25 protein-coding genes are annotated in these 25,048 nt (G+C 63.6%); 13 read left to right on the top strand and 12 right to left on the bottom strand.

All coding sequences use genetic code 11. The features are described 5' to 3' along the window. Nucleotides 1-89: 89 nt before the first annotated feature. From KXR72_RS19155 to mreB, 4 genes are all read right to left on the bottom strand, one after another. A complete protein-coding gene (locus tag KXR72_RS19155) occupies nt 90-680 on the bottom strand; it encodes a Maf family protein (protein ID WP_437422686.1) in 591 nt (196 codons plus the stop codon). 88 nt (nt 681-768) lie between these two features. Next, the gene (mreD, locus tag KXR72_RS19150) at nt 769-1,257 is read right to left on the bottom strand and encodes a rod shape-determining protein MreD (RefSeq protein WP_437422685.1); all 489 of its coding nucleotides are present in this window, start codon (nt 1,255-1,257) and stop codon (nt 769-771) included. Continuing rightward, nucleotides 1,254-2,219, bottom strand: a complete 966-nt coding sequence (mreC, locus tag KXR72_RS19145; protein ID WP_437422684.1) for a rod shape-determining protein MreC — start codon at nt 2,217-2,219, stop codon at nt 1,254-1,256. Before mreC ends, mreD begins: the two co-directional genes overlap by 4 nt. A 200-nt stretch (nt 2,220-2,419) precedes the next feature. Then, entirely contained in the window at nt 2,420-3,457 is a 1,038-nt protein-coding gene (gene mreB / locus KXR72_RS19140; RefSeq protein WP_437422683.1) for a rod shape-determining protein MreB, read from the bottom strand. Between the two features lie 314 nt (nt 3,458-3,771). On the opposite strand from mreB, the gene gatC reads away from it, so the two are divergent. From gatC to KXR72_RS19110, 6 genes are all read left to right on the top strand, one after another. Further along, nucleotides 3,772-4,059, top strand: coding sequence for an Asp-tRNA(Asn)/Glu-tRNA(Gln) amidotransferase subunit GatC (gene gatC / locus KXR72_RS19135; RefSeq protein ID WP_437422682.1), 288 nt, complete (start codon nt 3,772-3,774; stop codon nt 4,057-4,059). A gap of 11 nt (nt 4,060-4,070) precedes the next feature. Then, nucleotides 4,071-5,522: an Asp-tRNA(Asn)/Glu-tRNA(Gln) amidotransferase subunit GatA gene (gatA, locus tag KXR72_RS19130; protein WP_437422681.1), complete on the top strand. Its 1,452-nt coding sequence runs from the start codon at nt 4,071-4,073 to the stop codon at nt 5,520-5,522. Between the two features lie 10 nt (nt 5,523-5,532). Then, on the top strand, nt 5,533-6,981 hold the full coding sequence (gene gatB, locus KXR72_RS19125) for an Asp-tRNA(Asn)/Glu-tRNA(Gln) amidotransferase subunit GatB (protein WP_437422680.1): 1,449 nt from the start codon (nt 5,533-5,535) through the stop codon (nt 6,979-6,981). Nucleotides 6,982-7,107: 126 nt separating this feature from the next. Next, nucleotides 7,108-7,488 carry a septal ring lytic transglycosylase RlpA family protein gene (locus KXR72_RS19120; RefSeq protein ID WP_437422679.1) on the top strand — a complete coding sequence of 127 codons (381 nt, stop codon included), beginning with the start codon at nt 7,108-7,110 and terminating at the stop codon, nt 7,486-7,488. A gap of 19 nt (nt 7,489-7,507) precedes the next feature. Continuing rightward, on the top strand, nt 7,508-8,593 hold the full coding sequence (locus tag KXR72_RS19115; protein WP_437422678.1) for a calcium/sodium antiporter: 1,086 nt from the start codon (nt 7,508-7,510) through the stop codon (nt 8,591-8,593). 27 nt (nt 8,594-8,620) lie between these two features. Beyond that, nucleotides 8,621-9,715, top strand: a complete 1,095-nt coding sequence (locus tag KXR72_RS19110; protein ID WP_437422677.1) for a calcium/sodium antiporter — start codon at nt 8,621-8,623, stop codon at nt 9,713-9,715. Nucleotides 9,716-9,721: 6 nt separating this feature from the next. Here the strand turns inward: KXR72_RS19110 and KXR72_RS19105 are convergent, their stop codons facing one another. The 3 genes from KXR72_RS19105 to KXR72_RS19095 all read right to left on the bottom strand — a co-directional run bounded on the left by KXR72_RS19105 (nt 9,722) and on the right by KXR72_RS19095 (nt 12,669). After that, entirely contained in the window at nt 9,722-10,663 is a 942-nt protein-coding gene (locus KXR72_RS19105; RefSeq protein WP_437422676.1) for an AEC family transporter, read from the bottom strand. Between the two features lie 154 nt (nt 10,664-10,817). Continuing rightward, nucleotides 10,818-11,378 (bottom strand): response regulator transcription factor, encoded by a 561-nt coding sequence (locus tag KXR72_RS19100; RefSeq protein WP_437422675.1) that lies wholly within the window; start codon nt 11,376-11,378, stop codon nt 10,818-10,820. A gap of 34 nt (nt 11,379-11,412) precedes the next feature. Further along, nucleotides 11,413-12,669 carry an ATP-binding protein gene (locus tag KXR72_RS19095; RefSeq protein WP_437422674.1) on the bottom strand — a complete coding sequence of 419 codons (1,257 nt, stop codon included), beginning with the start codon at nt 12,667-12,669 and terminating at the stop codon, nt 11,413-11,415. Between the two features lie 149 nt (nt 12,670-12,818). Between KXR72_RS19095 and KXR72_RS19090 the strand changes: the two genes are divergently transcribed. From KXR72_RS19090 to KXR72_RS19070, 5 genes are all read left to right on the top strand, one after another. Beyond that, nucleotides 12,819-13,511 carry an SIMPL domain-containing protein gene (locus KXR72_RS19090; RefSeq protein WP_437422673.1) on the top strand — a complete coding sequence of 231 codons (693 nt, stop codon included), beginning with the start codon at nt 12,819-12,821 and terminating at the stop codon, nt 13,509-13,511. A gap of 157 nt (nt 13,512-13,668) precedes the next feature. Next, a complete protein-coding gene (locus KXR72_RS19085) occupies nt 13,669-14,262 on the top strand; it encodes a PepSY-associated TM helix domain-containing protein (protein ID WP_437422672.1) in 594 nt (197 codons plus the stop codon). A 9-nt stretch (nt 14,263-14,271) separates the two neighbouring features. Then, complete coding sequence (locus tag KXR72_RS19080) at nt 14,272-14,781, top strand: DUF2271 domain-containing protein (RefSeq protein WP_437422671.1); 510 nt, start codon at nt 14,272-14,274, stop codon at nt 14,779-14,781. 26 nt (nt 14,782-14,807) lie between these two features. Continuing rightward, on the top strand, nt 14,808-15,680 hold the full coding sequence (locus KXR72_RS19075) for a DUF4198 domain-containing protein (protein WP_437422670.1): 873 nt from the start codon (nt 14,808-14,810) through the stop codon (nt 15,678-15,680). Nucleotides 15,681-15,787: 107 nt separating this feature from the next. After that, a complete protein-coding gene (locus KXR72_RS19070; RefSeq protein ID WP_437422669.1) occupies nt 15,788-17,347 on the top strand; it encodes a sulfite reductase subunit alpha in 1,560 nt (519 codons plus the stop codon). A gap of 170 nt (nt 17,348-17,517) precedes the next feature. On the opposite strand, the gene KXR72_RS19065 is transcribed toward KXR72_RS19070, so the two are convergent. The 5 genes from KXR72_RS19065 to KXR72_RS19045 form a co-directional block, all read right to left on the bottom strand. Next, the gene (locus KXR72_RS19065) at nt 17,518-18,681 is read right to left on the bottom strand and encodes a type III PLP-dependent enzyme (RefSeq protein WP_437422668.1); all 1,164 of its coding nucleotides are present in this window, start codon (nt 18,679-18,681) and stop codon (nt 17,518-17,520) included. 408 nt (nt 18,682-19,089) lie between these two features. Continuing rightward, nucleotides 19,090-20,247 carry an osmoprotectant ABC transporter ATP-binding protein OsmV gene (locus tag KXR72_RS19060; RefSeq protein ID WP_437422667.1) on the bottom strand — a complete coding sequence of 386 codons (1,158 nt, stop codon included), beginning with the start codon at nt 20,245-20,247 and terminating at the stop codon, nt 19,090-19,092. A gap of 16 nt (nt 20,248-20,263) precedes the next feature. Beyond that, the gene (locus KXR72_RS19055) at nt 20,264-20,917 is read right to left on the bottom strand and encodes an ABC transporter permease (RefSeq protein WP_437422666.1); all 654 of its coding nucleotides are present in this window, start codon (nt 20,915-20,917) and stop codon (nt 20,264-20,266) included. 7 nt (nt 20,918-20,924) lie between these two features. Then, complete coding sequence (locus tag KXR72_RS19050; RefSeq protein WP_437422665.1) at nt 20,925-21,818, bottom strand: glycine betaine ABC transporter substrate-binding protein; 894 nt, start codon at nt 21,816-21,818, stop codon at nt 20,925-20,927. A 9-nt stretch (nt 21,819-21,827) separates the two neighbouring features. Then, nucleotides 21,828-22,541 (bottom strand): ABC transporter permease, encoded by a 714-nt coding sequence (locus KXR72_RS19045; protein WP_437422664.1) that lies wholly within the window; start codon nt 22,539-22,541, stop codon nt 21,828-21,830. Between the two features lie 201 nt (nt 22,542-22,742). On the opposite strand from KXR72_RS19045, the gene KXR72_RS19040 reads away from it, so the two are divergent. Both KXR72_RS19040 and KXR72_RS19035 read left to right on the top strand, forming a co-directional pair. Beyond that, nucleotides 22,743-24,326 (top strand): peptide chain release factor 3, encoded by a 1,584-nt coding sequence (locus KXR72_RS19040; RefSeq protein ID WP_437422663.1) that lies wholly within the window; start codon nt 22,743-22,745, stop codon nt 24,324-24,326. Between the two features lie 161 nt (nt 24,327-24,487). Next, complete coding sequence (locus KXR72_RS19035) at nt 24,488-24,955, top strand: REP-associated tyrosine transposase (RefSeq protein ID WP_437422722.1); 468 nt, start codon at nt 24,488-24,490, stop codon at nt 24,953-24,955. Nucleotides 24,956-25,048: the final 93 nt, after the last annotated feature.

Below are 25,048 nucleotides of genomic sequence, written 5' to 3'. Positions count from 1 at the left end.
TTGTTCTCAGCCGATGGCGATGGTCTGGAGCAGCCGAAGCTGACGATATGGGCCCGATTCTAACGGCATACGCGTGCGCACCACACGCTCTAGGCTGAGCTTTTAGTCCAGTACGGCAGGCCGTGCGCCTCGAGCAGCTGCGCCGTTTCACACAACGGCAACCCGACCACGGCGGAATAACTTCCCCGCAGCCCGCTGACGAAAATCGCACCGAGCCCCTGGATTGCGTAGCCGCCCGCCTTGTCCTGCGGCTCGCCGCTGGCCCAGTAGTCCTCGGCCTCGGCCGGCGCGATCGGGCGGAAGCTGACATCACTCGCCACCAGCCGCAGGTCGCAGCGGCTCCCACTGGCCAGCGCCACAGCGGTCAGTACCCGGTGTTCTCGCCCGGAGAGTGTGGCAAGCATCTCCAGCGCATCGGCACGGTCGATCGGCTTGCCAAGGATGCGGTCATCAAGCACTACCGTGGTATCGGCGCCGAGAACGACGGCTTCCGGGTCGTCGAGTGCGGCGAACCCGGCCAGCGCCTTTTCGCGCGCCAGCCGCTGTACGTACTGTTCAGGATGCTCATCGGGATATGGAGTCTCGTCGATGGCGACGGAGACCCGCGAAAAGCGGGCGCCGATCTGGGTCAGCAATTCACGGCGTCGGGGCGACGCGGAGGCGAGAAACAATGCGGGCATGCCTGGTCCTTCAAGAGGGCGGTCGGCGCAGGTTCGCATATCGCGAGGCGCCTCGAAAGCGCTGCTGGCCCGCCCACGAGACGCCCGATCAGTAGACGTTATAGCGGCGACGCGCCCACTGCAGCGCAACGAAGACCCACGGCCACAGCAGCGCGCTGACCGGAACGGGGACGAGAAACAGCAACGTCGGCGGACGATTGCCGGTGAGGGTGTTGAGCCACAGATGAACCAGCTGCCCGAGCCCGAGGATCACCAACAGCACCAAGCTCTGCTGCAACAGCGGGAACATCCGCAGCCGCTGGTTGAGGCTGAGCACCAGGAAGGTGACCAACAGCAGCGGCAATCCGTTCTGCCCGAGCAGCGTGCCGGCCAGCACGTCGAGCATGAGACCGAAGATGAAAGCTGCAGCCATGCCTCCGCGATGCGGAAGGGTGATAGCCCAATAGGCAATGAACATGCCCAGCCAAAGGGGGCGTGCCAGCTCGGTGTTGACCGGCATGGGTGCGACGCTGAGCAGCAGCGCGACGAGTAGCGAAAGCCAAATGACCCAACCGTTGTTCAGGCGCCCGCTGATCACTGTTGGCCCTCAGCAGGCGCTGCGGGCTGGGCCGTTCCTGGTGTCGCAGGCGCCTCGGATGCCTCGTCGGCTTGATCGGCAGGCGCATCTTCAGCATCGGGCGCGACCTGCGCGGCAGCCTCGCGATCGGCTGAGACCTGCGCTTCGGCCGCGGCGTTGGCGCGCTCTTCCGGCGTACGGGAATCACTGAACACCAGCAGTAGATAGCGGCTGCGGTTGAGCATCGCCGTCGGCGTGGCGCGGACGATGGAGAAGGGTTGCCCAGAGCCCCGGACCACCTCGGTGACCTGTGCAACCGGATAACCGCTGGGAAAGCGCTGCCCCAGGCCGGAGCTGACCAAAAGGTCGCCTTCCTTGATATCCGCAGTTTCCGCGACGTGGCGCAGTTCCAGATAGTCCGGACTGCCCGTACCGATAGCGATGGCGCGCAGGCCGTTGCGGTTGACCTGCACCGGGATACTGTGGGTGACGTCGGTGATGAGCAGGACGCGCGCGGCATAGGGCATCACCTCGACGACCTGCCCCATCAGCCCGCTGGCATCGAGCACTGGCTGGCCAACGAAGACGCCGTCACGCTCGCCTTTGTCGATCAGGATGCGGTGGGTGAAGGGGTTGGGATCGAGCCCGATGAGCTCAGCGACCAATACCTTGTCGTCGACCAGGGCCGCTGAGTTGAGCAGCTCGCGCAGCCGCACGTTCTGTTCAGTCAAGGCCGCGAGCTTCTGCAGCCGGCGTTGCATGAGCAGGGCCTCGGCCTTGAGCTTCTCGTTCTCCGCGGCAAGGCTAGTGCTGGTGCTCAGCTGCTCGGTGGCGCGCTGCCAAGTGCGCACCGGCAGGTCGGCCAGCCAGTAGAAAGGCGTCAGCACCATCCCCATCTGGCTGCGCAATGGCTTCAATGTGTCGAAGCGGGCATCCACCACCATCAGCGCGACACACAGCACGGCCAGCACCAGCAGGCGCACGCCGAGAAGAGGTCCTTTGGCAAATAGCGGTTTGATCGGCGAGTCCTCGCAACTGCAGGCTGCAAACTGAACGCGACAGGCCGGACGCGAGGTCCGGCCCTGTTTGGGCTTGTCGTGCGGCGGGCCATCGCGAACCGGCTGAAGAACTACAGTTCAAGCGCCTCGCTCGACGCACGCGCGACAGCCCGAGCGTTGGCGGATCACTCGGTGGAGAGCAGGTCCATGGCGTGACGGTCCATCATTTCCAGCGCTCGACCGCCGCCGCGTGCCACGCAGGTCAGCGGCTCCTCGGCGACAATGACTGGCAGGCCGGTTTCCTGGGCCAGCAGCTTGTCCAGGTCGCGCAGCAGCGCGCCACCGCCGGTCAGCACTAGGCCGCGCTCAGCGATATCGGATGCCAGTTCCGGCGGAGACTGCTCCAGCGCACTCTTGACCGCCTGAACGATGGTCGCCAGCGACTCCTGCAGCGCCTCGAGCACCTCGTTGGAGTTGAGCGTGAAGCTGCGCGGTACGCCCTCGGCGAGGTTGCGGCCACGCACGTCGACTTCGCGCACATCGGTACCCGGGAAGGCGGTGCCGATTTCCTGCTTGATGCGCTCGGCGGTGGATTCGCCGATCAGGCTGCCGTAATTGCGGCGAACATAGGTGACGATGGATTCATCGAAGCGATCACCGCCAACGCGCACGGATTCGGCATAGACGACGCCATTGAGCGAAATCAGGGCGATTTCGGTTGTACCACCGCCGATGTCGACAACCATCGACCCGCGTGCTTCGTCCACCGGCAAACCGGCACCGATGGCGGCCGCCATGGGCTCTTCGATCAGGAAGACTTCGCGGGCACCGGCACCCAACGCCGACTCGCGGATGGCGCGACGCTCGACCTGGGTGGATTTGCACGGCACGCAGATCAGCACGCGCGGGCTGGGCTGCAGGAAGCTGTTTTCGTGAACCTTGTTGATGAAGTACTGCAGCATCTTTTCGCAGACGCTGAAGTCCGCGATCACACCGTCTTTCATCGGGCGGATCGCATTGATGTTGCCTGGGGTACGCCCGAGCATGCGCTTGGCGTCGGTCCCCACGGCGACAACGCTCTTCTGGTTGCCGTGGGAACGAATGGCCACCACGGACGGCTCGTTCAGAACGATGCCGCGGTCGCGCACATAAATGAGGGTATTGGCAGTGCCCAGGTCGATCGACAAATCGCTGGAAAACATGCCACGCAGTTTCTTGAACATGGGAAAAGGGCCCTGGGGCAAACGCGTGGGGAAAAAAGTGCCGCAAACTCTAACAATGGCGGGAAGCAAGGGCAAGGCGAGAGTCCAGGCGGGACGGGCCAGACGTGAGCTATTGCTCGAAAAATAGCCAGGCCCGGAAAATGTCCGCGGCGACCGTGCAAGCCGCAGCCGCGCTACCGACTCGACCGGCAGCCATGTAAGATTGTCGGCTTTTCCGGGCCTGCGCGCCCACCGCTGCCGAACGCCCTGCCGCCCGATCGTTGGCTCTGCCCGACGGAAGGCGCCCAGGATTCGCTTCCCGCTGGAGATTCCCGATGGCGCTTGAACGCTCCGAGGTGGAAAAGATCGCTCACTTGGCCCGCCTGGGCCTTGATGAAGCCGACCTACCCCGCACCACCGAGACCCTGAACACCATCCTCGGCCTCATCGACCGCATGCAGGCCGTCGACACCACCGGCATCGAGCCATTGGCCCACCCGCTGGAAACCAGCCAGCGCTTGCGCGCCGATGTGGTCACCGAAGGCAACCAGCGCGACGCCTACCAGGCCATCGCACCGGCCGTCGAAGAAGGTCTATACCTGGTTCCGCGGGTGATCGAATGAAGGACGCCCACATGCACCAACTGACCCTTGCCGGCATTGCCCGGGCGCTGGCTGGCAAACAGTTCTCCGCCGAGGAACTCACCCGCTCGCTGCTGGCCCGAATCGAGCAGCTCGATCCCGAGCTGAATAGCTTCATCACTGTTACCGAAGAGCAAGCCATCGCCCAGGCGCGGGCTGCCGATGCGCGCCGCGCCAATGGCGAGACCGGCGCCCTGCTCGGTGCGCCAATCGGTCACAAGGACCTGTTCTGCACCAAGGGCGTTCGCACCAGCTGCGGCTCGCGCATGCTCGACGCCTTCACCTCACCGTACGACGCGACGGTCGTCGAACGTCTCGCCAATGCCGGTGCGGTCTCGCTCGGCAAGCTCAACATGGACGAGTTCGCTATGGGTTCGGCCAACGAGTCGAGCCACTATGGCGCGGTGAAGAACCCCTGGGATCGCAGCCTCGTGCCCGGCGGCTCGTCCGGCGGCTCCGCTGCTGCCGTCGCCGCTCGTTTGCTACCGGCCGCCACGGGTAGCGACACCGGCGGGTCAATCCGCCAGCCCGCCGCGCTCACCAACCTCACCGGCCTTAAGCCGACCTACGGGCGCGTGTCGCGCTGGGGCATGATTGCCTACGCCTCCAGCCTGGATCAGGGCGGCCCACTGGCGCGCACTGCCGAGGATTGCGCACTGATGCTCTCGGCCATGGCCGGCTTTGATTCGAAGGACTCGACCAGCGTCGACCAACCCGTTGACGATTACCTCGCCGCGCTCAGCCAACCGCTCGCCGGCCTGCGCATCGGCCTGCCGCGCGAATATTTCACCCCTGGCCTCGACACCCGCATCGCCGACGCGGTGACAGCTGTTGTCGAAGAGTTGAAGAAGCTCGGCGCGACGGTCAAGGACATCAGCCTGCCTAACATGCAGCACGCGATTCCTTCCTATTATGTGATCGCACCGGCGGAAGCCAGCTCCAACCTGTCGCGCTTCGACGGCGTGCGCTTCGGCTATCGCTGCGAAAACCCGGCCGACCTCACCGACCTGTACAAGCGCTCACGCGCAGAAGGCTTCGGCGACGAGGTCAAGCGCCGCATCATGGTCGGCACGTATGCGCTGTCGGCCGGCTACTACGATGCCTATTACCTGAAAGCGCAAAAGATTCGTCGGCTGGTGAAGAACGACTTCGTCAGCGCCTTCGACGAGGTTGACGTCATCCTTGGTCCAACCACGCCGAACCTCGCCTGGAAGCTCGGCGAGAAAAACGCCGACCCGGTGGCTGCCTACCTTGAAGACATCTACACCATCACGGCCAACCTCGCCGGCATTCCCGGCCTGTCGATGCCGGCCGGCTTCATCGATGGCCTACCGGTGGGCGTGCAGTTACTGGCGCCCTACTTCCAGGAAAGCCGCCTGCTCAACGTCGCTCACCAGTACCAGCAGGTGACCGAGTGGCATCAACAAGCACCGAGCGGATTCTGAGGACGAACACATGCAATGGGAAACCGTGATCGGGCTGGAAATCCACGCACAGCTCGCGACTCAATCGAAGATCTTCTCCGGCAGCGCCACCACCTTCGGCGCCGAGCCCAACACCCAGGCCAGCCTGGTTGACCTCGGCATGCCCGGCACCCTGCCGGTGCTCAATGCCGAAGCGGTGCGTATGGCCTGCAAGTTCGGCCTGGCGATCGATGCAGAGATCGCGCCGAAGAACGTCTTCGCACGCAAGAACTACTTCTACCCGGACCTTCCCAAGGGCTACCAGACGAGCCAGATGGATCACCCCATCGTCGGCAAGGGCCATCTGGACATCACCCTGGAAGACGGCACCACGCGGCGTATCGGCATCACCCGTGCGCACCTGGAAGAAGACGCTGGCAAGAGCCTGCACGAAGACTTCCACGGCATGAGCGGCATCGACCTGAACCGCGCCGGCACGCCGCTGCTGGAGATCGTCTCCGAGCCGGACATCCGTAGCGCCAAGGAAGCGGTTGCCTACGTCAAGGCGATCCACGCGCTGGTGCGTTATCTCGGCATCTGCGACGGCAACATGGCCGAAGGCTCGCTGCGTTGCGACTGCAACGTCTCGGTGCGCCCAAAAGGCCAAGCCGCATTCGGCACGCGCGCCGAGATCAAGAACGTCAACTCCTTCCGCTTCATCGAAAAGGCCATCAACCACGAGGTGCAGCGCCAGATCGAACTGATCGAGGATGGCGGCAAGGTGGTGCAGGAAACCCGCCTATACGACCCGAACAAGGACGAGACGCGCTCGATGCGCAGCAAGGAAGAAGCCAATGACTACCGCTACTTCCCCTGCCCCGACCTGCTGCCGGTGGTGATCGAGCAGAGCTTCCTCGACGAGGTACGCGCCAGCCTGCCGGAGCTGCCCGTGCAGAAGCGCGAACGCTTCGAACGTGAGTTCGGCCTCTCCGCCTATGACGCCAGCGTGCTGTCAGCCAGCCGCGAGATGGCCGACTACTTCGAGCAGGTCAACGCCAGCTGCGGTGACGCCAAGCTTGCCGCCAACTGGGTGATGGGCGAACTGTCCAGCTTGCTCAATAAAGAAGGCCTCGACATCGCCGAATCGCCGGTCTCTGCCGAGCAACTGGGCGGCATGATCCTGCGCATCAAGGACAACACCATCAGCGGCAAGATCGCCAAGATGGTGTTCGAAGCCCTGGCCGCCGGCGAAGGCGCCAGTGCCGACGAGGTGATCGAGAAGAAGGGGCTCAAGCAGGTCACCGACACCGGTGCCATCGAGAAGATGCTTGACGAGGTGCTGGCCGCCAACGCCGAACAGGTCGAACAGTACCGCGCCAGCGACGAAGCCAAGCGCGGCAAGATGTTCGGCTTCTTCGTCGGCCAGGCAATGAAGGCGTCCAAGGGCAAGGCCAACCCGGCCCAGGTCAACCAGTTGCTCAAGAGCAAGCTCGACGGTTGATCGCTCTGCCAGCCGTTCCCGGGCGCCAATGATCGGCCACCGGGAACGGTTGCCGGGCTCCGGGCTCAAAACTGGCGACCCTTTAGCCAACGAGCCGGCCTGACCCGTTCAGGAAGGAAGTGAGCCATGCGAAACCGACTGTGGATCATCCCGCTGTTGCTGGTGCTCGTCACCGGCTGCATGGAATCGCCGGACGCAGACGCCACCGAAAGCAGCGTGACCCAACAAGGCAAGGCGTCCTATTACGCGCGCAGCTTCCATGGCGAGGAAACGGCCAGCGGCGAGACGTTCAACCAGAATGAACTGGTCGCGGCACACAAGACGCTGCCCTTCGACACACGGGTGCAGGTCACCAACTTGGAGAACGGCAAGCAAGTGACGGTGCGCATCAACGATCGCGGCCCGTACAAGCCCGGGCGCATCATCGACCTGTCCCGCGTCGCCGCGAACCGCATTGACCTCTTGGAAGACGGCGTAGCGCCGGTGAAGATCGAGACGCTGGACTGACATACCCTAAGGAGCCCCGATGACACTGATGACCCTCGCCTACCTGGTCGCCGGATTGGTGTTGTTGGTGGCTGGTGCCGAAGCCTTGGTGCGCGGGGCATCTCGATTGGCGGCGCGGTTTGGCGTGTCGCCGCTGATCATCGGCCTGACGGTCGTCGCCTTCGGCACCAGCGCGCCGGAAACTGCTGTCAGCATCCAGGCCTCTCTGGAAGGCAGCGGCGACATTGCGGTCGGCAATGTTATCGGCAGCAATATCGCCAATATTCTGCTGATTCTCGGCCTCTCGGCCCTGGTCGCGCCGCTATTGGTGTCCCGCCAACTGGTGCGGCTGGACGTACCAGTGATGATCGGTGCCGGCGTGCTGACCTTCTTGCTTGCCTGGAACGGCAGCGTCAGCCGGCTGGACGGGCTGGTGCTGCTTGGCTTCCTGCTGCTGTACACGGGGTTTCTGATCATCGCGAGCAAGCGTGACCGTGCGCTCGCTGCAACCAATGAGACACCGGACCTGGCAACTGCCGAAACCGATGGCCGCCGCTTTGCCTGGGCCCTGCAGCTATTGATGGTTCTGCTGGGTTTGGCACTGCTAGTGCTGGGCTCGAACCTACTCATCGAGGGGGCCGTGGCACTGGCACGTGCCCTGGGCCTGTCGGAACTGGTGATCGGCCTAACCGTGATCGCGGTCGGCACCTCCATGCCGGAGCTCGCCACCTCGCTGCTCGCCGTCTACCGTGGCGAGCGCGACATCGCCGTCGGTAACGTAGTCGGCAGCTGCATCTTCAACCTCTTGCTGGTGCTGGGCGCGGGTGCGCTGGTGTCGGCCGACGGGCTGTCCATTTCGCCCAACGCGCTGGCGTTCGACCTGCCCGTGATGCTCGCAGTGTTCATCGCCTGCCTGCCGATCTTCTTCTCCGGCTACCGCATCAATCGCTGGGAGGGCCTGCTGTTCTTCGGCTACTACGGTGCGTACACCCTGTATCTGGTGATGTTCTCCACGGGCCTGCCGGCGATCAGTCTGCTGCGCCATGCAATGACTTGGTACGTATTGCCCTTGACCGCCATCACGCTTTTCGTGATCTTTCTGCGCGCCTGGAAGTACCAGCGCTGAGCCGTTTACCCTTCGGAGTGTGTCCTTGTGACCCTAATGACGTTCGTCTATTTGATAGCCGGCCTGGTATTGCTCGTGGCCGGCGCGGAAGTGCTGGTGCGTGGTGCGGCGAAGCTGGCCGCCCAGTTTGGCATCCCACCGCTGGTCATCGGTTTGACCGTGGTCGCCTTCGGCACCAGCGCCCCGGAAACCGCAGTCAGCGTGCAGGCTGCGCTCAATGGCAGCGGCGATATCGCCATCGGTAACGTGCTGGGCAGCAACATTGCCAACGTCCTGCTGATCCTGGGCATGACCGCCCTGGTTGCGCCGCTGGTGGTGTCGCGCCAGCTGATTCGCTTGGACGTGCCGCTGATGATTGGCGCCAGCCTGGTCACCTATGCGCTGGCCTGGGACGGCGCACTGAGCCGCCTCGACGGCGCTCTGCTGTTTGCCGGCGTGCTCGGCTACACCGCGTTTCTGATCGTTAGCAGCCGCCGCGCCGCCGCGGCGGGCGCTGATGCGGATGACGAGTTCGCCAAGGAGTACGGCATGGATGACAAACCCAAGCCGCACGCCGCGTTGATCAACACCGCACTGGTGATCGTCGGGCTGGCGCTGCTGGTGGGTGGCTCGCACTTTCTCGTCGAAGGCGCCGTGTCCCTGGCTCGTGCGCTGGGCCTGTCCGAACTGGTCATCGGCCTGACAGTGATTGCGGTCGGCACCTCGCTGCCGGAGCTCGCGACTTCGATCCTGGCAGCCATTCGCGGCGAACGGGACATCGCGGTCGGCAACATTGTCGGCAGCAACATTTTTAACCTGCTCTGCGTGCTGGGCCTGGCCTCGCTGGTCTCGCCGCAGGCCATCGGCGTGGCGGCCAATGCGCTGGCGTTCGACTTCCCGGTGATGATCGCGGTAGCAGTGGCCTGCCTGCCCATCTTCTTTACTGGCTACGCCATCAATCGCTGGGAAGGCCTGCTGTTCCTCGCGTATTACGTGGCGTACACGGTCTACTTGGTGATGATCAGCACCGGCCGACCCTCGGCCGATGCCTTTGGCGACGCCATGATTGCCTACGCGCTACCGCTGACGGCTGTCACGCTGGCGATCATTGCCGCCCGCTCGTGGAAAGCCCAGCGCCACTGAGCCTGATCAAATCCAGGCCAGCCAGTGCAGCACGAAGAGCCCGGCGTTGATGGTCAGCGCCGCGCTCAGCGTGGTGATCACGATGATGGTCGCCGCCAGCTGATGGTTGGAATTGACGGCACGCGCCATGACGAAGCTCGACGCGGCCGTGGGACAACCAAAATACAGGAACAGGATACCCAGCTCCGCGCCGCGAAAGCCGCATAGCCAGGCCCCGACCGTCGCCACCAGCGGAAACCAGACCATCTTCATCAGGCTCGAGCTCATCGCCAGCCCGCTGCTCTCGCGCAGAACGGACATCGTCAGCGTGCCGCCAATGCAGATCAGCGCCAGCGGCAATGTCAGTTGGGCGAAATACTCACCAGAGGTCATCAGCCATTCCGGCAGCGGGACCTGCCAATAGGCGAACGGAATGGCCGAGGTCACCCCGATCACCAGCGGATTGCGCAGGATGCTGCGGATGATTTCGCCAGGATCAGCCCGGCCGTCCGGGCTGTAGATCGCCAGCACCACCGCTGACAGGCTGTTGTAGAGCAGGATCACCACACCGGCGAGCACACCGCCGAGCGACAGACCGTAATCACCGTACAGGCTGGTCGCCAGTGCCAGCCCCACCACCCCGTTGTTGCCCCGAAACGCACCCTGCACGTAGACGCCCCGCTCCGCCCAGGGGCAGCGCCAGATCGCCCAGGCCCACGCCAGCAGGAACCCCGCCACCGTTGCCAGGATGTAGTAAGCCAACAGTTTGGGCTGCAGCGCCGCGTCCAGGTCGGCCTTGATGACCGAGAGAAACAGCAGCGTCGGCATCGTCGCCTTGAACACCAGCGTGGAAGCGGTATGGATGAAGGTGCCATCGATCCAGCGCAAGCGGACCAGGAGGACGCCAATGAACAGCATGACGAAGACCGGAGCGGTGACGCTCAGGGTCTGCAGAACCAGGGGGAGCATGAGGAAACCACTGAGTAGATAGGCGAAGCGCGGTACCCAAAGTCTTCCCGCCTACCGACGGCACGTCAACACGCGTCACGCCTCCATCGCAATGAAGGACGCACGGGAAGCTGCAGACTGTTGTAAGCAGCTCCCGACGTAAGCCTTGGATCCGCTAGCGTCTGACCGGACGCTTCTGCAGTTTGCGTTGCAGGGTGCGTCGGTGCATGCCGAGCGCCCGGGCGGTCGCGGAGATGTTGCCGTCATGCTCGGCCAGCACGCGCTGGATGTGCTCCCATTGCAGGCGGTCAACGGACATTGGGTTTTCAGGCACCAGGCTATCCAGGTCGGCGTGCTTGGAAAGCAGCGCTGCAAGCACGTCGTCGGCATCGGCCGGCTTGCACAGGTAATTACAGGCACCGCGCTTGATGGCCTCGACAGCAGTCGCGATGCTGGAATAACCGGTGAGGATCAACACCTTCATTTCCGGATCCAGTTCGAGCAGCTTGGGCAGCAGCACGAGACCGGAATCCCCTTCCATCTTCAGGTCCAGCACGGCGTAGTCCGGCAGGTCCTGCTTCGCCATTTCCAGACCTTCTTCGGCCGAGCCGGCGATACTGACATGCAGGCCCCGACGACTCATGGCCCGCGCCATGACGCGGGTAAACGTCGGGTCGTCATCGACCAGCAGCAGATGGGGCTGATCTTCGCCTTCGTGCTGCAATTCTTCGGTCATGTCCGCACTCCTCGCATTGTGGTCACCTCTGGGATCAGGCCCTGACCGAGCCATGCGGCAAGCGCAGCTCGGTCAGGGTCCCGCCATCCTCGTGATTGTAGAGCTTCACCGTACCGCCGGCACGCGTCACGCTGGCCTGGCTGAGGAACAGCCCGAGCCCGAACCCCTTGCCCTTGGTGGTGATGAACGGCCGGCCGATCTGTTCGGCGATGGCCAGGGGAACGCCAGCACCATGGTCGCGAATGGTCAGCTTGATCCATTGCGCGTCCCAATCCAGGCGAATATCCAGGTTGTCCGGGCTGGCATCGGTGGCATTGTTCAACAAGTTCAGCAGCGACTGGCCGAGATCGGCCGGTGGCATCAGCCGGGGCGGCGACCCCTTGCCCAGGCACTGAAAGCGGAAGGTAGCCTCCGGGTGCATCAGGTGCCAGCGCTGCAGCACCGATTCGACCCATTCGCGAGCCGTCTGCTCGACGATGGCCTGGCGTCGGTCGGCCTCGGCCGCACGTACCAATTGACGGAGACTGTCCTTGCACAGCTGGACCTGCGACTGCAGCAGCGCCAGGTCCTCGCTCAACTGCGACGGCTCCTTGTAGTCCTGCCGCAGCTCCTTGAGCAGCACGCTCATGGTCGCCAGCGGCGTGCCCAGTTCATGCGCGGCGCCGGCCGCCTGGGTGGCCACGGCGAGCAGCTGCTGGTCACGCATGCTCTCTTCGCGACGCTGGGACTGAAACTCCTCCTGCCGCCGCAACTGCTCGGCCATCCGCGCGACGAAGAACGTGATCAGCGCGGCCGCGAGCGCAAAGCTCAGCCACATGCCGTAGACAAGCATGGTGGTGCGCTCGACCGGCGGGGCGATGATCGGGTCGTACCAGACCAGCATCAGGGTATAGCCCGCCAGGGCGAGGCCCGACAGAACCACCGAATACAGCCACGGCAACGTCGCCGCGGCGATCGTCAGCGGTACCAGGTAATAGGACACGAAGGGGTTGGTCGAGCCGCCGGAGTAATACAGCAATGCACTGTGGATCAGCAGGTCCGCGCCGAGCTGCACGGCATATTCCAGATGAGTCACCGGCCAAGGGCCACGCAGACGCAACGCGGTGGCCAGGCAGATGCTCGCCGATACGACCAGCGTGATGCCAAGGTTCAGCCACGGCAGCGCAACCATCTGGGTCGCATAAGCGATACCGACCGCCCCGGCCTGGGCGGCGAGCACGACGATACGAATCAGCGTAAGCAGACGAAGGTTCTGGCGACTGGCCGACAGTAGCTGGACGGTAGGGTACATGGGCGCTCCAAAGGTGCGGCGAGTATAACCAAGCGTCCGTGACGGCTGCCTCTGTGCGGCAACGCGACGCACGGAAAAATGCGCACCCGCCGTGGAAAGGATAAAGTCTTCCGCGCCGCATTCCGGTGCCCATGAATACAGGAGCTTTCATGTCTGTCTCGATTCCCCGCAGCCTTGCGCTGCTGGCGTGCGTCGCCTGCCTGCCGGCGGTTGCCGACGAGCCGCGCTACAACCAGATTTCGCTGCGTGCAGAAGCCAGTAGCGAGGTCGCCCAGGACCGCATGCACGTCACGCTCTACACCGAGTCCCAGCACGAGGATCCGGCGCAGCTGGCCGCAAGGACCACCGAAGCGATGAACAAGGCGCTGCAACAGGCACGCCAGGCCAAGAACGTGAAGGTCAGCCAGGGCAGCCGCAGCAGCTATCCGGTGTATGAAGAAAAAGGCCAGCAGATCACCGCCTGGCGCGAACGCGCCGAGCTGCGTCTGGAAAGCACCGACTTCGCCAGCCTGTCGAAGCTGACCGCCACGCTGATGCAGGATCTGAACATGGGCGGCATGTACTTCAGCATCTCCGACCCGATCCGCCAGCAGAACGAAGATGCATTGCTGAAGGATGCCGTTACCGCCTTTCGTGCGCGCGCCCAACTGGCCGCTGAAGCCTTGGGCGGCCGCGACTACAAGATCGTCAGCCTCAACCTGAACAGTGGCGGCGGCTACCAGCCAGAAATGCGCAGCGTCGCGATGAAACAAATGGACGCCATGCCGACCCCGGACGTCGAAGCGGGCACCCGGCAGATCACCATGAGCGCCGACGGGGTCATCGAAGTCCAGATGCCTTGATCCACCTTGGCCGCCGGCTCGGCAATGACGCCGCGGCGGCCATCTCTCCCGCTTGATAGACGTCGCGTTAATGCGAATGTATGTCTTCTGTAAATTCTTAGCATCTTGGCCGGCTCGCCTTTTAGAATCGCCGCCTCTCCTCCGCTAAGTGAACCTCATGCGACTCTGGCTCGGCACGCTCCGCCAATGGCACTGGATCAGCTCTGCCCTATGCCTCGTGGGCATGCTGCTGTTCGCGGTGACCGGGTTCACCCTCAACCATGCCGCCCAGATCGAGGCCCGTCCGAGCGTGATCGAGCGGCAAGCCCAACTACCCGAGCCACTGCAACGGGAGTTGCAGACCCGCCCGCCCCAGGCCGGGCTACCCGAGGAGCTCCAAGGTTGGATCGAAGCCACGCTGGAGATAGACCTTCGTGAACGTGAAGCGGAGTGGAGCGACGGCGAACTCTACGTCGCCCTGCCCCGCCCCGGTGGTGACGCCTGGCTCAGTCTGACCCTGGAAACGGGGGAACTGCTCTACGAATCCACCGACCGTGGCTGGATCTCCTACCTCAACGACCTGCACAAGGGCCGCAACACCGGCACCGCCTGGAGCTGGTTCATCGACCTGTTCGCAGCCACCTGCTTAGTGTTCAGCCTCACAGGCCTTCTGCTGCTCCAACGCCATGCAACGGGCCGACCCATAACATGGCCCGTCGTGGGCGCTGGCCTGGTTATCCCGGTACTGCTCGCCCTGCTCTTCATTCATTAAGGATCCGCCATGCGTAAACCCCTGCTGCTATCGCTCACCTTGCTCAGCTCGCCACTGATGGCGGCGGATCTTCAGGTCACCGTCGAGATCCCGCGGCTGCAGGTCGCCGAATACCATCGCCCTTACGTCGCGATCTGGTTGGAGACGCCCGATCAAAGCCATGTCGCCGACCTTGCCGTCTGGTACGACGTGAAGATGAAGGACAAGGAAGGCGAGAAGTGGCTGAAGGACTTGCGCCAGTGGTGGCGCCGCAGCGGCCGCAGCCTTGAGCTGCCGGTCGATGGGGTCAGCGCGGCCACGCGCGCCGTCGGTAAGCACAGCATCCGCTTCGATGACAAACAAGCGCCGCTCAAGGACCTGACGCCGGGCGACTACCGCCTGGTCGTCGAAGCCGCACGGGAAGTCGGCGGCCGCGAATTGCTGCGCGTTCCATTCACCTGGCCGGTAACGACTGCACAAACGCACGAGGCTCAGGGCGAAAGCGAACTGGGCGCCCTCTCACTGACCCTCACCCCCTGACTCACGCCCAAGCGAGGTAGCTCACGATGAAACCCAAAATCAAATGGACCGTACTGGCACTGGCCATCTGCCTGCCGCTCTCAGCCCAGGCCCACCGCGCCTGGATGTTACCGTCGGCCACAGTGCTGTCCGGCGAAGACCCCTGGGTTACCGTCGATGCGGCAGTGTCCAACGACCTGTTCTACTTCGAACACTTCCCGATGCGCCTGAAGGGCATCGGCGACGACAGCGCGCCGGCTGGCGGCCGTCCGGGCATGCCACCGCGCCCGACACCCGAGCTGCTGGTACTGGCCCCGGACGGCAGCCAGGCGCAGGCTGAAAATGGCAGCCGCGGGCGCTACCGCAGCACCTTCGACGTGCACCTGACGCAGAAGGGGACCTACAAGCTTGCGGTAGTCAACGATGGACTCTTCGCCAGCTGGAAAGCCGGCGGCGAAACCCGTCGCTGGATGGGCACCGCCGAACAGTTCGCCAAAGACGTACCCGCCGATGCCGAGGCGCTGAAAGTCAGTCAGAACAGTAATCGCATGGAAGTGTTCGTCACGTCCGGCAACCCGACCAAGACGGTCCTCGACCCCACGGGCAACGGGCTTGAGCTCTCGCCAGTCACGCACCCCAACGACCTGTTCGCCGGCGAGGCCGCCGAGTTCGTCTTCCTGCTCGATGGCAAGCCCGCCGACGGCGTGGAGATCAGCGTCATCCCCGGCGGCAACCGCTATCGCGACGAACTTGGGGAGATCAAGGCGAAGACGGACGCGCGAGGCAAGGCCAGCATCACCTGGCCAGAGGCCGGCATGTATTGGCTGGAAGCCGAATTGAAGACCGACAAAGGCGTCACAAAGCCCGCCACCGAGCGCCGCGCCAGCTACAGCGCGACGCTTGAAGTCCTGCCGCAGTAAGCCTTCGCGGCCGGGTTTCCGCCTGGCCGCCACCGGCTCCTGACGAGGCGGCCTAGCCGTCGCCTCACGCCCACAGGCCAACCGCAGAAGCGCCTCATCCGGAGACAATGCCTTTGGCCTGCAACCGACTTTTGCACCTGGCACCCTTGCTGGCTTGCCTGCTGCTCGCGGCGGCGCTGCTGTGGTGGCAACCGCCGCGGATGGTCTCAGCGGCGCTGGTCGTCACGGCCTACCTGGCTGTGTGCTCATACCTTTGGTGCCGCCACCGTCTGCAGGCCTCACCGGCCGTACCGATCAGCCAGGACAAACTACTCATCGGCTACGCCAGCCAGGCCGGCCAGGCCCAGGCAATCGCCGAGCGCAGCGCAAGCCAGCTGCATGCGGCTGGGCTAACCGTCGACGTCCGCCCCCTTAACGCTATCGACTTGCCCGCGCTAACACCGCAGCGACGGGCCCTGTTTGTCCTCAGCACCTATGGTGAGGGCGAGGCGCCAGATAACGCGGCACGTTTCGAACGGCGCCTGCTGCACGACGCAGCCGATCTGTCACAGCTGGAGTTCGCCATACTGGCGCTGGGTGACCGCCAGTACACCCATTTCTGCGGTTTCGCCCGGCGTGTCGAGGCGCACCTGCAACGCCTTGGCGCCCAACCGCTGTTCGATCGCCTGGACGCTGACCGCTCAGACCCAGGCGTGCTCCGCCACTGGCAGCACCAGCTTTCACACCTCAGTGGCCAAGGCGACTACATCGACTGGGAGCCAGCGGCTTATGACACCTGGATTCTGCATAGCCGCACGCTGCTCAACCCAGGGAGCCAGGGCGCCCCGGTGTATGAGTTGCGGTTGCGTCCACACCCGTCATCCGCCCACTGGCAGGCAGGCGACATCGCCGAGATCGGCCCGCGCCATTCCAAAACTGGCGTAGCCGAGTGGCTCGAGCGGTACGGCATAGCCCCGACGCTATCCGTCAAAGGCACCATGACCGCTGCAACCGCCCTCGCCTCTCGACGCCTGCCTGAAGGGCCCATGGCAACCCTGGATGCGGCGGCACTGCTTGCCCTGCCACAGTTGCCCCATCGCGAATACTCGATCGCATCGGTCCCAGCCGAGGGCTGCGTTCAGCTGCTGGTGCGCGAAACCCGGCACCCGGACGGCGCTTTAGGCCTCGGGTCCGGCTGGCTCTGCCATCACGTGTCGGTCGGTGAAACCGTAGACCTACGCATCCGATCGAACCCAAGCTTCCATGGCCCGACCACGAGCACTCCGATGATTCTGATCGGCAATGGCACCGGCCTGGCCGGCCTGCGCGCGCACCTGCGCGAGCGCGCCGCGTCGGGTTCACGCAACTGGCTGCTGTATGGCGAGCGCAACGCCGCACATGACTTTCTGCTCGAGGCCGAACTCAAAAGCTGGCGCGCTACCGGTCACCTGGAGCGGCTGGACCTGGCGTTTTCCCGCGACCAGACGGAGAAGATTTACGTCCAGCACCTGCTACGCGATGCGGCAGACGAGGTGCGTCAATGGATGAAAGGCGGAGCCGCCATCTACGTGTGCGGAAGTCTGGAAGGGATGGGCCGAGACGTGCAGCAAATCCTGGTCGGCATACTTGGCGAAGCGCAGCTGCACGCACTGACAGAACAAGGCCGCTATCGACGCGACCTGTATTGATCGAAGCACAACGCAACCTACCCGCATCAGGCGCAGCGCCTTACAGGCATGGAGGAGCGAACGTCCTCGCCTGCCAAGCGCCACCTCTGTCCTCGGCGCACCACTCTCTCAGCTACCCAAACAGAAACGCCGCGAGGATCGCGGCGTTCTGCAGGCTACAGCCCGAAGGCTTATAGGTAGTAGGCTTTCAGCGGCGGGAAGCCGTTGAATTCCACCGCACTGTAGCTGGTGGTGTAGGCGCCGGTTGAGAACCAGTACAGGCGATCACCGCTCGACAGGTTCAGCGGCAGGCCGTACTTGTAATGCTCGTACATGATGTCGGCGCTGTCGCAGGTTGGGCCGGCGATGACCACTTCTTCCATCTCGCCCTTCTTCTCGGTCCAGATCGGGAACTTGATGGATTCGTCCATGGTTTCGATCAGGCCGCTGAACTTGCCCACGTCGGTAAATACCCAGCGCTCGACCGCCGTGCGCGACTTGCGCGACACCAGCACCACTTCGGACACCAGCACACCGGCGTTGGCGATCAGCGAGCGGCCCGGCTCGAGGATGATTTCCGGCAACTCGTCGCCGAAGTCATCCTTCAGGAATCGGATGATTTCGTCGGCATAGGTGGTCAGATCGTTGGTCTTGGCGATGTAGTTCGCCGGGAAGCCACCGCCCATGTTGATCATCTTCAGGACGATGCCGTCTTCTTCTTTCAGGCGCTCGAAGATCACCTTCACCTTGGCGATGGCGGCGTCCCACACGTCGATGTCGCGCTGCTGCGAGCCAACATGGAAGGACACGCCGTAGGGCTCCAGGCCGAGCTGCTTGGCGAGAATCAACAGATCCAGCGCCATGTCGGTCTGGCAGCCGAACTTGCGCGACAGCGGCCAATCGGCGGTATTGGAACCTTCGGTGAGAATCCGTACGTAAACTTTCGAGCCAGGCGCGGCCTTGGCGATGTTGCGCAGGTCCGCTTCCGAGTCGGTGGCGAACATACGCACGCCCTTGTCGTAGAAATAGCGGATGTCGCGGGATTTCTTGATGGTGTTGCCGTAGCTGATGCGCTCCGGCCCGACGCCGGTAGCCATGACCTTATCCAGCTCGTAGATCGAGGCGATATCGAAGTTCGAGCCCTTGTCGCGCAGCAGCTCGGTGATTTCGGTGGCCGGGTTGGCCTTTACCGCGTAGTAGATCTTGGCGAACGGGAAGTTGCTGACCAGCTGGTCGTAGGAATCGCTGATGATCTTCGTGTCGATGACGACAAAGGGGGTTTCGCGTTCATCGGCGAAGTTCTTCATCTTCTGGAAGGTTTCGCGCGGATAGTAGTCTTCGATCTTGATCGACATGCAAGGCTCCAGTTGGCGGAACGGAAGAGTGAGCAGGGGGCGGCGCGAGGCCTCGAACGTCTGACAGTTTCCCCATTTTGGTTCGCCTACTTCCCAAGGCATGTCGCCGAGCATCACCGGTCCCGGTGAACCCGCTGGGCGGGTGCAGAACCGGCAACCTCTCGTCGTCAGTACTTGAGCCGGATGGATCGTTTCCAGCATGGACGTTCGGGCGCGAACTTTAGAACCACCGCTGTTCGAGATCAACGAAAAATCCGTATCGCTCCCTGTTTTCCCTCAGGCGAACCTGACCTATTCAAACCGACCGGCATGACGGCCTGACGTTCCCCGCCGGCGACCGAACGCGTCCGCCTGACCTGTTCTTTCGGGAGGCTAGCACAGCGATCCGCCGCTCGCCGTGCAGCGTCTTTAGCCGGCAAGCTGCTCGGCGGGCGACACGATGCTGGTCTTGCCGCGCGAGCGCCCGGAGCTCAGGTAATCGGCGATCGACTCCTGCGTCACCTCGCCGAGAAAGTCATTCTCCGCGCTGAGCACGGGCAGCCAGGCGCGGTTGAACTGGTACATGCGTGACAGCAGGATGCGTAGGTGTTCATCGAACGCGGCGGTCGCTGCGAACGGATGAACGAAGCCCTCTACCGTGCCGCCCTGCCCGCGCAGCTCGCGGCGGCGTACGTAGCCGAGCGCCTTGTTGCCCGCGTCGGTGACCACCAGATGCCGACGGTCGTGCTCCTCCATCAGCTCCAGCGCTTCACTGACAGGCGTCTGCGGGCGGATCGAGGGAGCGTTGTCGGCCGCGTCTTCGGCGCGAATCAACAGCAGGCGCTTGAGGGTTGCGTCCTGGCCGACGAAGCTGGCGATGAACTCATCCTTGGGGTGTGCCAGCAGCGTGTCGGGATGATCGAACTGCACCAGCTTGCCCGCACGGAATACGGCGATGCGATCGCCCAGCTTGATGGCCTCATCGATGTCATGGCTGACCATGATCACCGTCTTGTTTAGGGCGCGTTGCATCTGAAAAAACTCGTTCTGGATGGCATCGCGGTTAATCGGATCGACCGCACCGAAGGGTTCGTCCATCAACAGCAAGGGCGCGTCGGCAGCGAGCGCTCGGATAACGCCGATGCGCTGCTGCTGGCCGCCGGAAAGTTCGCGCGGGTAGCGTTTGAGGTATTGCTTCGGGTCGAGCTGCACCATGCTCATCAGCTCCATCGCGCGCTCGTGGCACTTCTTCTTGTCCCAACCGAGCAGCTTGGGCACCACCGTGATGTTCTCCTCGACGGTCATGTTCGGAAACAAGCCGATCTGCTGGATCACGTAACCGATGTTGCGTCGCAGGGCCACTTCATCCAGCCCGGTGGTGTCTTCACCGTTGATCAGCACGCGTCCCGAGGTGGGTTGGATCAGCCGATTGATCATCTTCAGCGTGGTGCTCTTGCCGCAGCCGGAGGGGCCCAGAAACACGCAGATTTCGCCTTCGTTGACGGTCAGGCTGATGGCATCCACGGCGGTGACGTCCTTGCCGTCTTTCTGCTTGAAGGTCTTGGTCAGCTTGTCGAGTTCGATCATGTCCGTTCCTCAGCGCTCAGGAGCGCAGCCCCTTGGGCGTCAGTGTTCGTTGCAGCCACTGCAGCAGCAGGTCCGCGATGATCGCCAGGATGCTGACGATAATGGCGCCGACGATCAGCTGGGCCATGTCGCTGCGGCTGATGGCGGTAAGAATCAGCTCGCCAAGCCCGCCGGCACCGATCACGGCGGCAATGGTCATCACGCCGATGTTCATCACGACGGCGGTGCGCACGCCGGCAAGAATCACCGGCACGGCCAGCGGAATGTCGACCATGCGTAGGCGCTGCCAGAACGTCATCCCGATGCCCTTGCCTGCCTCGCGGATGCCCGGCTCGACATTGGTCAGCGCCAGGTAGGTGTTGCGCAGGATTGGCAGCAATGAATAGAGAAACGCTGCCGTGACCGCCGGCAGCGGCCCCAGGCCCTGCCCGATCTTCGCGTAGAGCGGCATCATCAGGCCGAACAGGGCAATCGAGGGAATCGTCAGTACCACCGTGGCGGCGCCCTGCAACGGTCCGGACAGCCACGGAAAACGCGTCATTGCCACCCCGAGCGGCACGCCGGCAACGATGGCCAGACCCACTGCGACGCTCACCAGGGCGATGTGCTGAAGCGTCAGCGCGCCGACCTGCCCCCAGTCCATATACGAAAATGTCGATAACCAGTCCATGCGGGCCTCAGATCAGATCGTGCTGGCGCAAGAAGTCAGCCGCCACGTTGGCAGGCGTCTCATGGCCGATGTCTACGCGGGCGTTGAGCGTGCGCATGGTGTCGTCGTCCAGCAACCGGGCCAGGGGCGCCAGCAGCTCGGCCAGCTCGGGGTTGGCGTCCAGCACATCGCGGCGCACCACGGGTGCGGCGGTGTAGTCAGGAAAATACTGGCGGTCGTCCTCCAGCAGGACGAGGTCGAACTCGTCGAGTCGCCCGTCGGTGGTATAGACAAGGCCAGCGTAGACCTGCGCATTGCGCAACGCGGTATAGACCAGCCCTGGGTCCATTTGCCGAACCTCGTTGCGCGTGAGCTGGAGGTCGTAAAGCTCGACCATCGGTGCCAGCCCATCGGGGCGGTTGGCGAACTCGATATCGAAGGCGATCAAGTGCGGCTCATCGGTCGCATTGACCACACGGGCCAGGTCGCTGATCGTCGCAACCCCGTCGCGCTCGGCAATCTCTCGCGGCACGGCCAGCGCATAGGTATTGCTGAAGCGCGAGGGTTCGAGCCAGACCAGCCCCTTGGCGCCGTCCAGCTCACGGACACGTGCGAGCGACTCGTCCGGTGGCAACACCTCGGTCTGCTTGTTGTAGGCGAACAGCGAGGTGCCGGTGTATTCCCAGTTCAGGTCCAGCTCGCCGTTTTCCTGCGCGCTGCGCGCCACCGTGCTGCCGAGCCCAGCCACCACCCGCGTGCGGTAGCCTTTACTCTGCAGGTACTTGGCCGTCATATGCGCGAGAATGCGCTGCTCGGAAAATACCTTGGCGCCGATGCGAATCAGCGGCTTTTCCTGGGCGACCGCCAGCGCGCTCAGGCTGCCGAGCAGCAGCGCCATCAGGATCGAGACCCATCGGTTCATGCTTTCTCCTCAGCGGGCCAGCCCGCGCTCCAGCCAGGTTCGGCTCGCCAGCGTCACCGCACCGTCCAGCAGCAGCGCGAGAATCGCCGTGGTGCCGGCACCCAGCAGCAAGAGTTCCTGATTGTTCAGGGCGATGGCCGGGAAGATCAGGCTGCCAAGGCTGTTGGCGCCGATCAGGAACGCCAGCGGCGCGGTGCCCACGTTCAGTGCCAGCGCGACCCTCACCCCGCCGACGATGATCGGCACCGCATTGGGCAGCTCGACACGCAGCAGGACCTGACGCGGCCGCATGCCGATACCGGTTGCCGCCTCCTTCAGCGCACCCGGCACGTTTTTCAGCCCCTCGTAGGTGTTACGCACGATGGGCAGCAACGAGGCGACGAACAGGGCGAAAATCGCCGGCCCGTTGCCGATGCCTGCCACGCCGAGCGCGATCGCCAGCACCGCCAGGGGTGGAATGGTGTTGCCAATGTTGAAGACCTGCATGAAGCGCTCGGCGCTGCTCGCCATGAACGGCCGGCTAAGCAGCACGCCGGCCGGGACGCCGATCAACAACGCCAGCAGCATCGAGGCACCGACAAGGTACAGGTGCGCCTGTAGATAGAAGATCAGGTCGCCACGCGATGCGCGTAGCGTGTCCATGCCAATACCGCGAACCAGCAGCACCAGCACCAGCGCCGCTGCGATCGCAATGGCCAGGGCTTTCGCCCAGGATTTCGTCATGTCGGGTTCCCGTCGAGCTAGACGTGATGAACGTGGGCAACGCCAACGCGGCCCCTTCGGTTCTCCGACGCCATCAGTTCGCCAGAGGTTCAATGCCGCGTCCCGATCCGCTCGGCCTCCCGGCCGATACGCCAAGCCAGGCCAATACCTTTGCTTTATAATCGCCGGCTTTTTCTGACACGTTTTCCTACCGGGACCGCCATGACCACCCAGGCCGCCGAAGTCGCGAAGCGCCGCACCTTCGCCATCATTTCCCACCCCGACGCGGGCAAGACCACCATCACCGAAAAGCTCCTGCTGATGGGCAAGGCGATTGCCGTGGCCGGCACCGTGAAGTCGCGTAAATCCGACCGCCACGCGACCTCCGACTGGATGGAAATGGAAAAGCAGCGCGGCATCTCCATCACCACCTCGGTGATGCAGTTCCCCTACCGCGAGCACATGATCAACCTGCTCGACACCCCCGGCCACGAAGACTTCTCGGAAGACACCTACCGCACCCTGACCGCGGTGGATTCGGCCTTGATGGTCCTCGACGGCGGTAAGGGCGTCGAGCCACGCACCATCGCCCTGATGGACGTTTGCCGCCTGCGCGACACGCCCATCGTCAGCTTCATCAACAAGCTCGACCGCGACATTCGCGACCCCATCGAGCTGCTCGACGAGATCGAGGCGGTCCTCAAGATCAAGGCCGCGCCCATCACCTGGCCGATCGGCTGCTACCGCGATTTCAAGGGTGTGTATCACCTCAAGGACGATTACATCATCGTCTACACGCCGGGCCACGGCCATGAGCGCACCGACGTCAAGATCATCCAGAAGCTCGACTCCGACGAAGCGCGCAAGCACATCGGCGACGAGTACGACCGCTTCGTCGAACAGCTGGAGCTGGTTCAGGGCGCCTGCCATGAGTTCGACCAGGACGAATTCATCAAGGGCCAGCTGACCCCGGTGTTCTTCGGCACCGCGCTGGGCAACTTCGGTGTCGACCATGTGCTCGATGCCGTGGTCGACTGGGCGCCGCGCCCGCTGCCGCGTGAAGCCAACGAGCGGGTCGTCGAGCCGACCGAAGACAAGTTCACCGGCTTCGTCTTCAAGATCCAGGCGAACATGGACCCCAAGCACCGCGACCGCATCGCCTTCATGCGCATCTGCTCGGGCAAGTACGAAAAAGGCATGAAGCTGCGCCACGCGCGCATCGGCAAGGACATCCGCATCGCCGACGCCCTGACCTTCTTCTCCAGCGAGCGTGAACAGCTGGAGGAAGCCTGGGCCGGCGACATCATCGGCCTGCACAACCACGGCACCATCCAGATCGGCGACACCTTCACCGAAGGCGAAAACCTCGGCTTCACCGGCATCCCGCACTTCGCGCCGGAACTGTTCCGCCGCGTGCGCCTGAAGGACCCGCTGAAGTCCAAGCAGCTCCGCCAAGGCCTACAGGAACTGGCAGAGGAAGGCGCGACCCAGGTGTTCTTCCCCGAGCGCAACAACGACATCATCCTCGGCGCGGTCGGCGTGCTGCAGTTCGACGTCGTCGCCAGTCGGCTGAAGGAGGAATACAAGGTCGAGTGCGCCTACGAGGCGATCAATGTCTGGTCGGCCCGCTGGATCGAGTGTGATAACGAGAAGAAGCTCAAGGAATTCAGCGACAAGGCCTACGAGAACCTGGCGGTCGATGGTGGCGGCCACCTGACCTATCTGGCGCCGACGCGGGTAAACCTGAGCCTGATGGAAGAGCGCTGGCCGGATGTGAAATTCAGGGCGACGCGGGAGCATCATTGATCTGCGGAGCTGCTTTGTAGGGGCCGGCATCATGCAAGTGCGCTGATCGCCAGCAAGCTGGCTCCTACGAAAAGCCAGCACCGCGCCCCGTAGGAGCCAGCTTGCTGGCGATCCGTGCTACACCGCCGAGCTAAAAGTCGTTGATCCACACGGAGGTGGATATCCCGAGCCAATTCAACCACCGCGGCCACGCATTGCGTCGCGGCAGGCATTCCGAGACGGGTCAGGTTTATCTGGTAACTGCTGTCACAGAGCGACGGAAAGCCGTCTTCAACGACCCGCCGCTGGCCCGAGCGCTGGTGACGGAAATGCGCGCCATACACGACGAGAGACACGTTAACTCGCTGGCCTGGGCCGTCATGCCAGACCATGTGCACTGGCTCATCGAACTGGGCTCAATGCCCCTGCCGGCGGTAATCCAACGCCTCAAGTCTCGCAGCGCAATAGCGATCAATCGCATTACAGGCGAATCGGGTGCACGGGTCTGGCAACGAGGTTTCCACGATCATGCCTTGCGCCAGGAAGACGACCTGCTCGCTACGGCTCGGTATATCGTCGCCAATCCGCTGCGGGCTGGGTTGGTAAACCGCATCGGCGACTATCCGTGGTGGGATGCGGTTTGGCTGTGAGCCGCTGCGTGGTACAGCCCTTGATCGCCAGCAAGCTGGCTCCTACGAAAAGCAAAGACGGCAGCACCGACTTTGTAGGAGCCAGCTTGCTGG

Origin of the sequence: Stutzerimonas chloritidismutans, from assembly GCF_051486945.1 — a bacterium.
GTDB lineage: Bacteria > Pseudomonadota > Gammaproteobacteria > Pseudomonadales > Pseudomonadaceae > Stutzerimonas > Stutzerimonas chloritidismutans_B.
This window is presented reverse-complemented; position numbering and strand designations above follow the sequence as displayed.

Coding starts and splice junctions, on each gene's coding strand:
- KXR72_RS19155 (WP_437422686.1), bottom strand. CDS start 680: ATGCCCGCATTGTTTCTCGCCTCCGCGTCGCCCCGACGCCGTGAATTG.
- mreB (WP_437422683.1), bottom strand. CDS start 3,457: ATGTTCAAGAAACTGCGTGGCATGTTTTCCAGCGATTTGTCGATCGAC.
- gatC (WP_437422682.1), top strand. CDS start 3,772: ATGGCGCTTGAACGCTCCGAGGTGGAAAAGATCGCTCACTTGGCCCGC.
- gatA (WP_437422681.1), top strand. CDS start 4,071: ATGCACCAACTGACCCTTGCCGGCATTGCCCGGGCGCTGGCTGGCAAA.
- gatB (WP_437422680.1), top strand. CDS start 5,533: ATGCAATGGGAAACCGTGATCGGGCTGGAAATCCACGCACAGCTCGCG.
- KXR72_RS19120 (WP_437422679.1), top strand. CDS start 7,108: ATGCGAAACCGACTGTGGATCATCCCGCTGTTGCTGGTGCTCGTCACC.
- KXR72_RS19115 (WP_437422678.1), top strand. CDS start 7,508: ATGACACTGATGACCCTCGCCTACCTGGTCGCCGGATTGGTGTTGTTG.
- KXR72_RS19105 (WP_437422676.1), bottom strand. CDS start 10,663: ATGCTCCCCCTGGTTCTGCAGACCCTGAGCGTCACCGCTCCGGTCTTC.
- KXR72_RS19100 (WP_437422675.1), bottom strand. CDS start 11,378: ATGACCGAAGAATTGCAGCACGAAGGCGAAGATCAGCCCCATCTGCTG.
- KXR72_RS19095 (WP_437422674.1), bottom strand. CDS start 12,669: ATGTACCCTACCGTCCAGCTACTGTCGGCCAGTCGCCAGAACCTTCGT.
- KXR72_RS19090 (WP_437422673.1), top strand. CDS start 12,819: ATGTCTGTCTCGATTCCCCGCAGCCTTGCGCTGCTGGCGTGCGTCGCC.
- KXR72_RS19085 (WP_437422672.1), top strand. CDS start 13,669: ATGCGACTCTGGCTCGGCACGCTCCGCCAATGGCACTGGATCAGCTCT.
- KXR72_RS19080 (WP_437422671.1), top strand. CDS start 14,272: ATGCGTAAACCCCTGCTGCTATCGCTCACCTTGCTCAGCTCGCCACTG.
- KXR72_RS19075 (WP_437422670.1), top strand. CDS start 14,808: ATGAAACCCAAAATCAAATGGACCGTACTGGCACTGGCCATCTGCCTG.
- KXR72_RS19070 (WP_437422669.1), top strand. CDS start 15,788: ATGCCTTTGGCCTGCAACCGACTTTTGCACCTGGCACCCTTGCTGGCT.
- KXR72_RS19065 (WP_437422668.1), bottom strand. CDS start 18,681: ATGTCGATCAAGATCGAAGACTACTATCCGCGCGAAACCTTCCAGAAG.
- KXR72_RS19060 (WP_437422667.1), bottom strand. CDS start 20,247: ATGATCGAACTCGACAAGCTGACCAAGACCTTCAAGCAGAAAGACGGC.
- KXR72_RS19055 (WP_437422666.1), bottom strand. CDS start 20,917: ATGGACTGGTTATCGACATTTTCGTATATGGACTGGGGGCAGGTCGGC.
- KXR72_RS19050 (WP_437422665.1), bottom strand. CDS start 21,818: ATGAACCGATGGGTCTCGATCCTGATGGCGCTGCTGCTCGGCAGCCTG.
- KXR72_RS19045 (WP_437422664.1), bottom strand. CDS start 22,541: ATGACGAAATCCTGGGCGAAAGCCCTGGCCATTGCGATCGCAGCGGCG.
- KXR72_RS19040 (WP_437422663.1), top strand. CDS start 22,743: ATGACCACCCAGGCCGCCGAAGTCGCGAAGCGCCGCACCTTCGCCATC.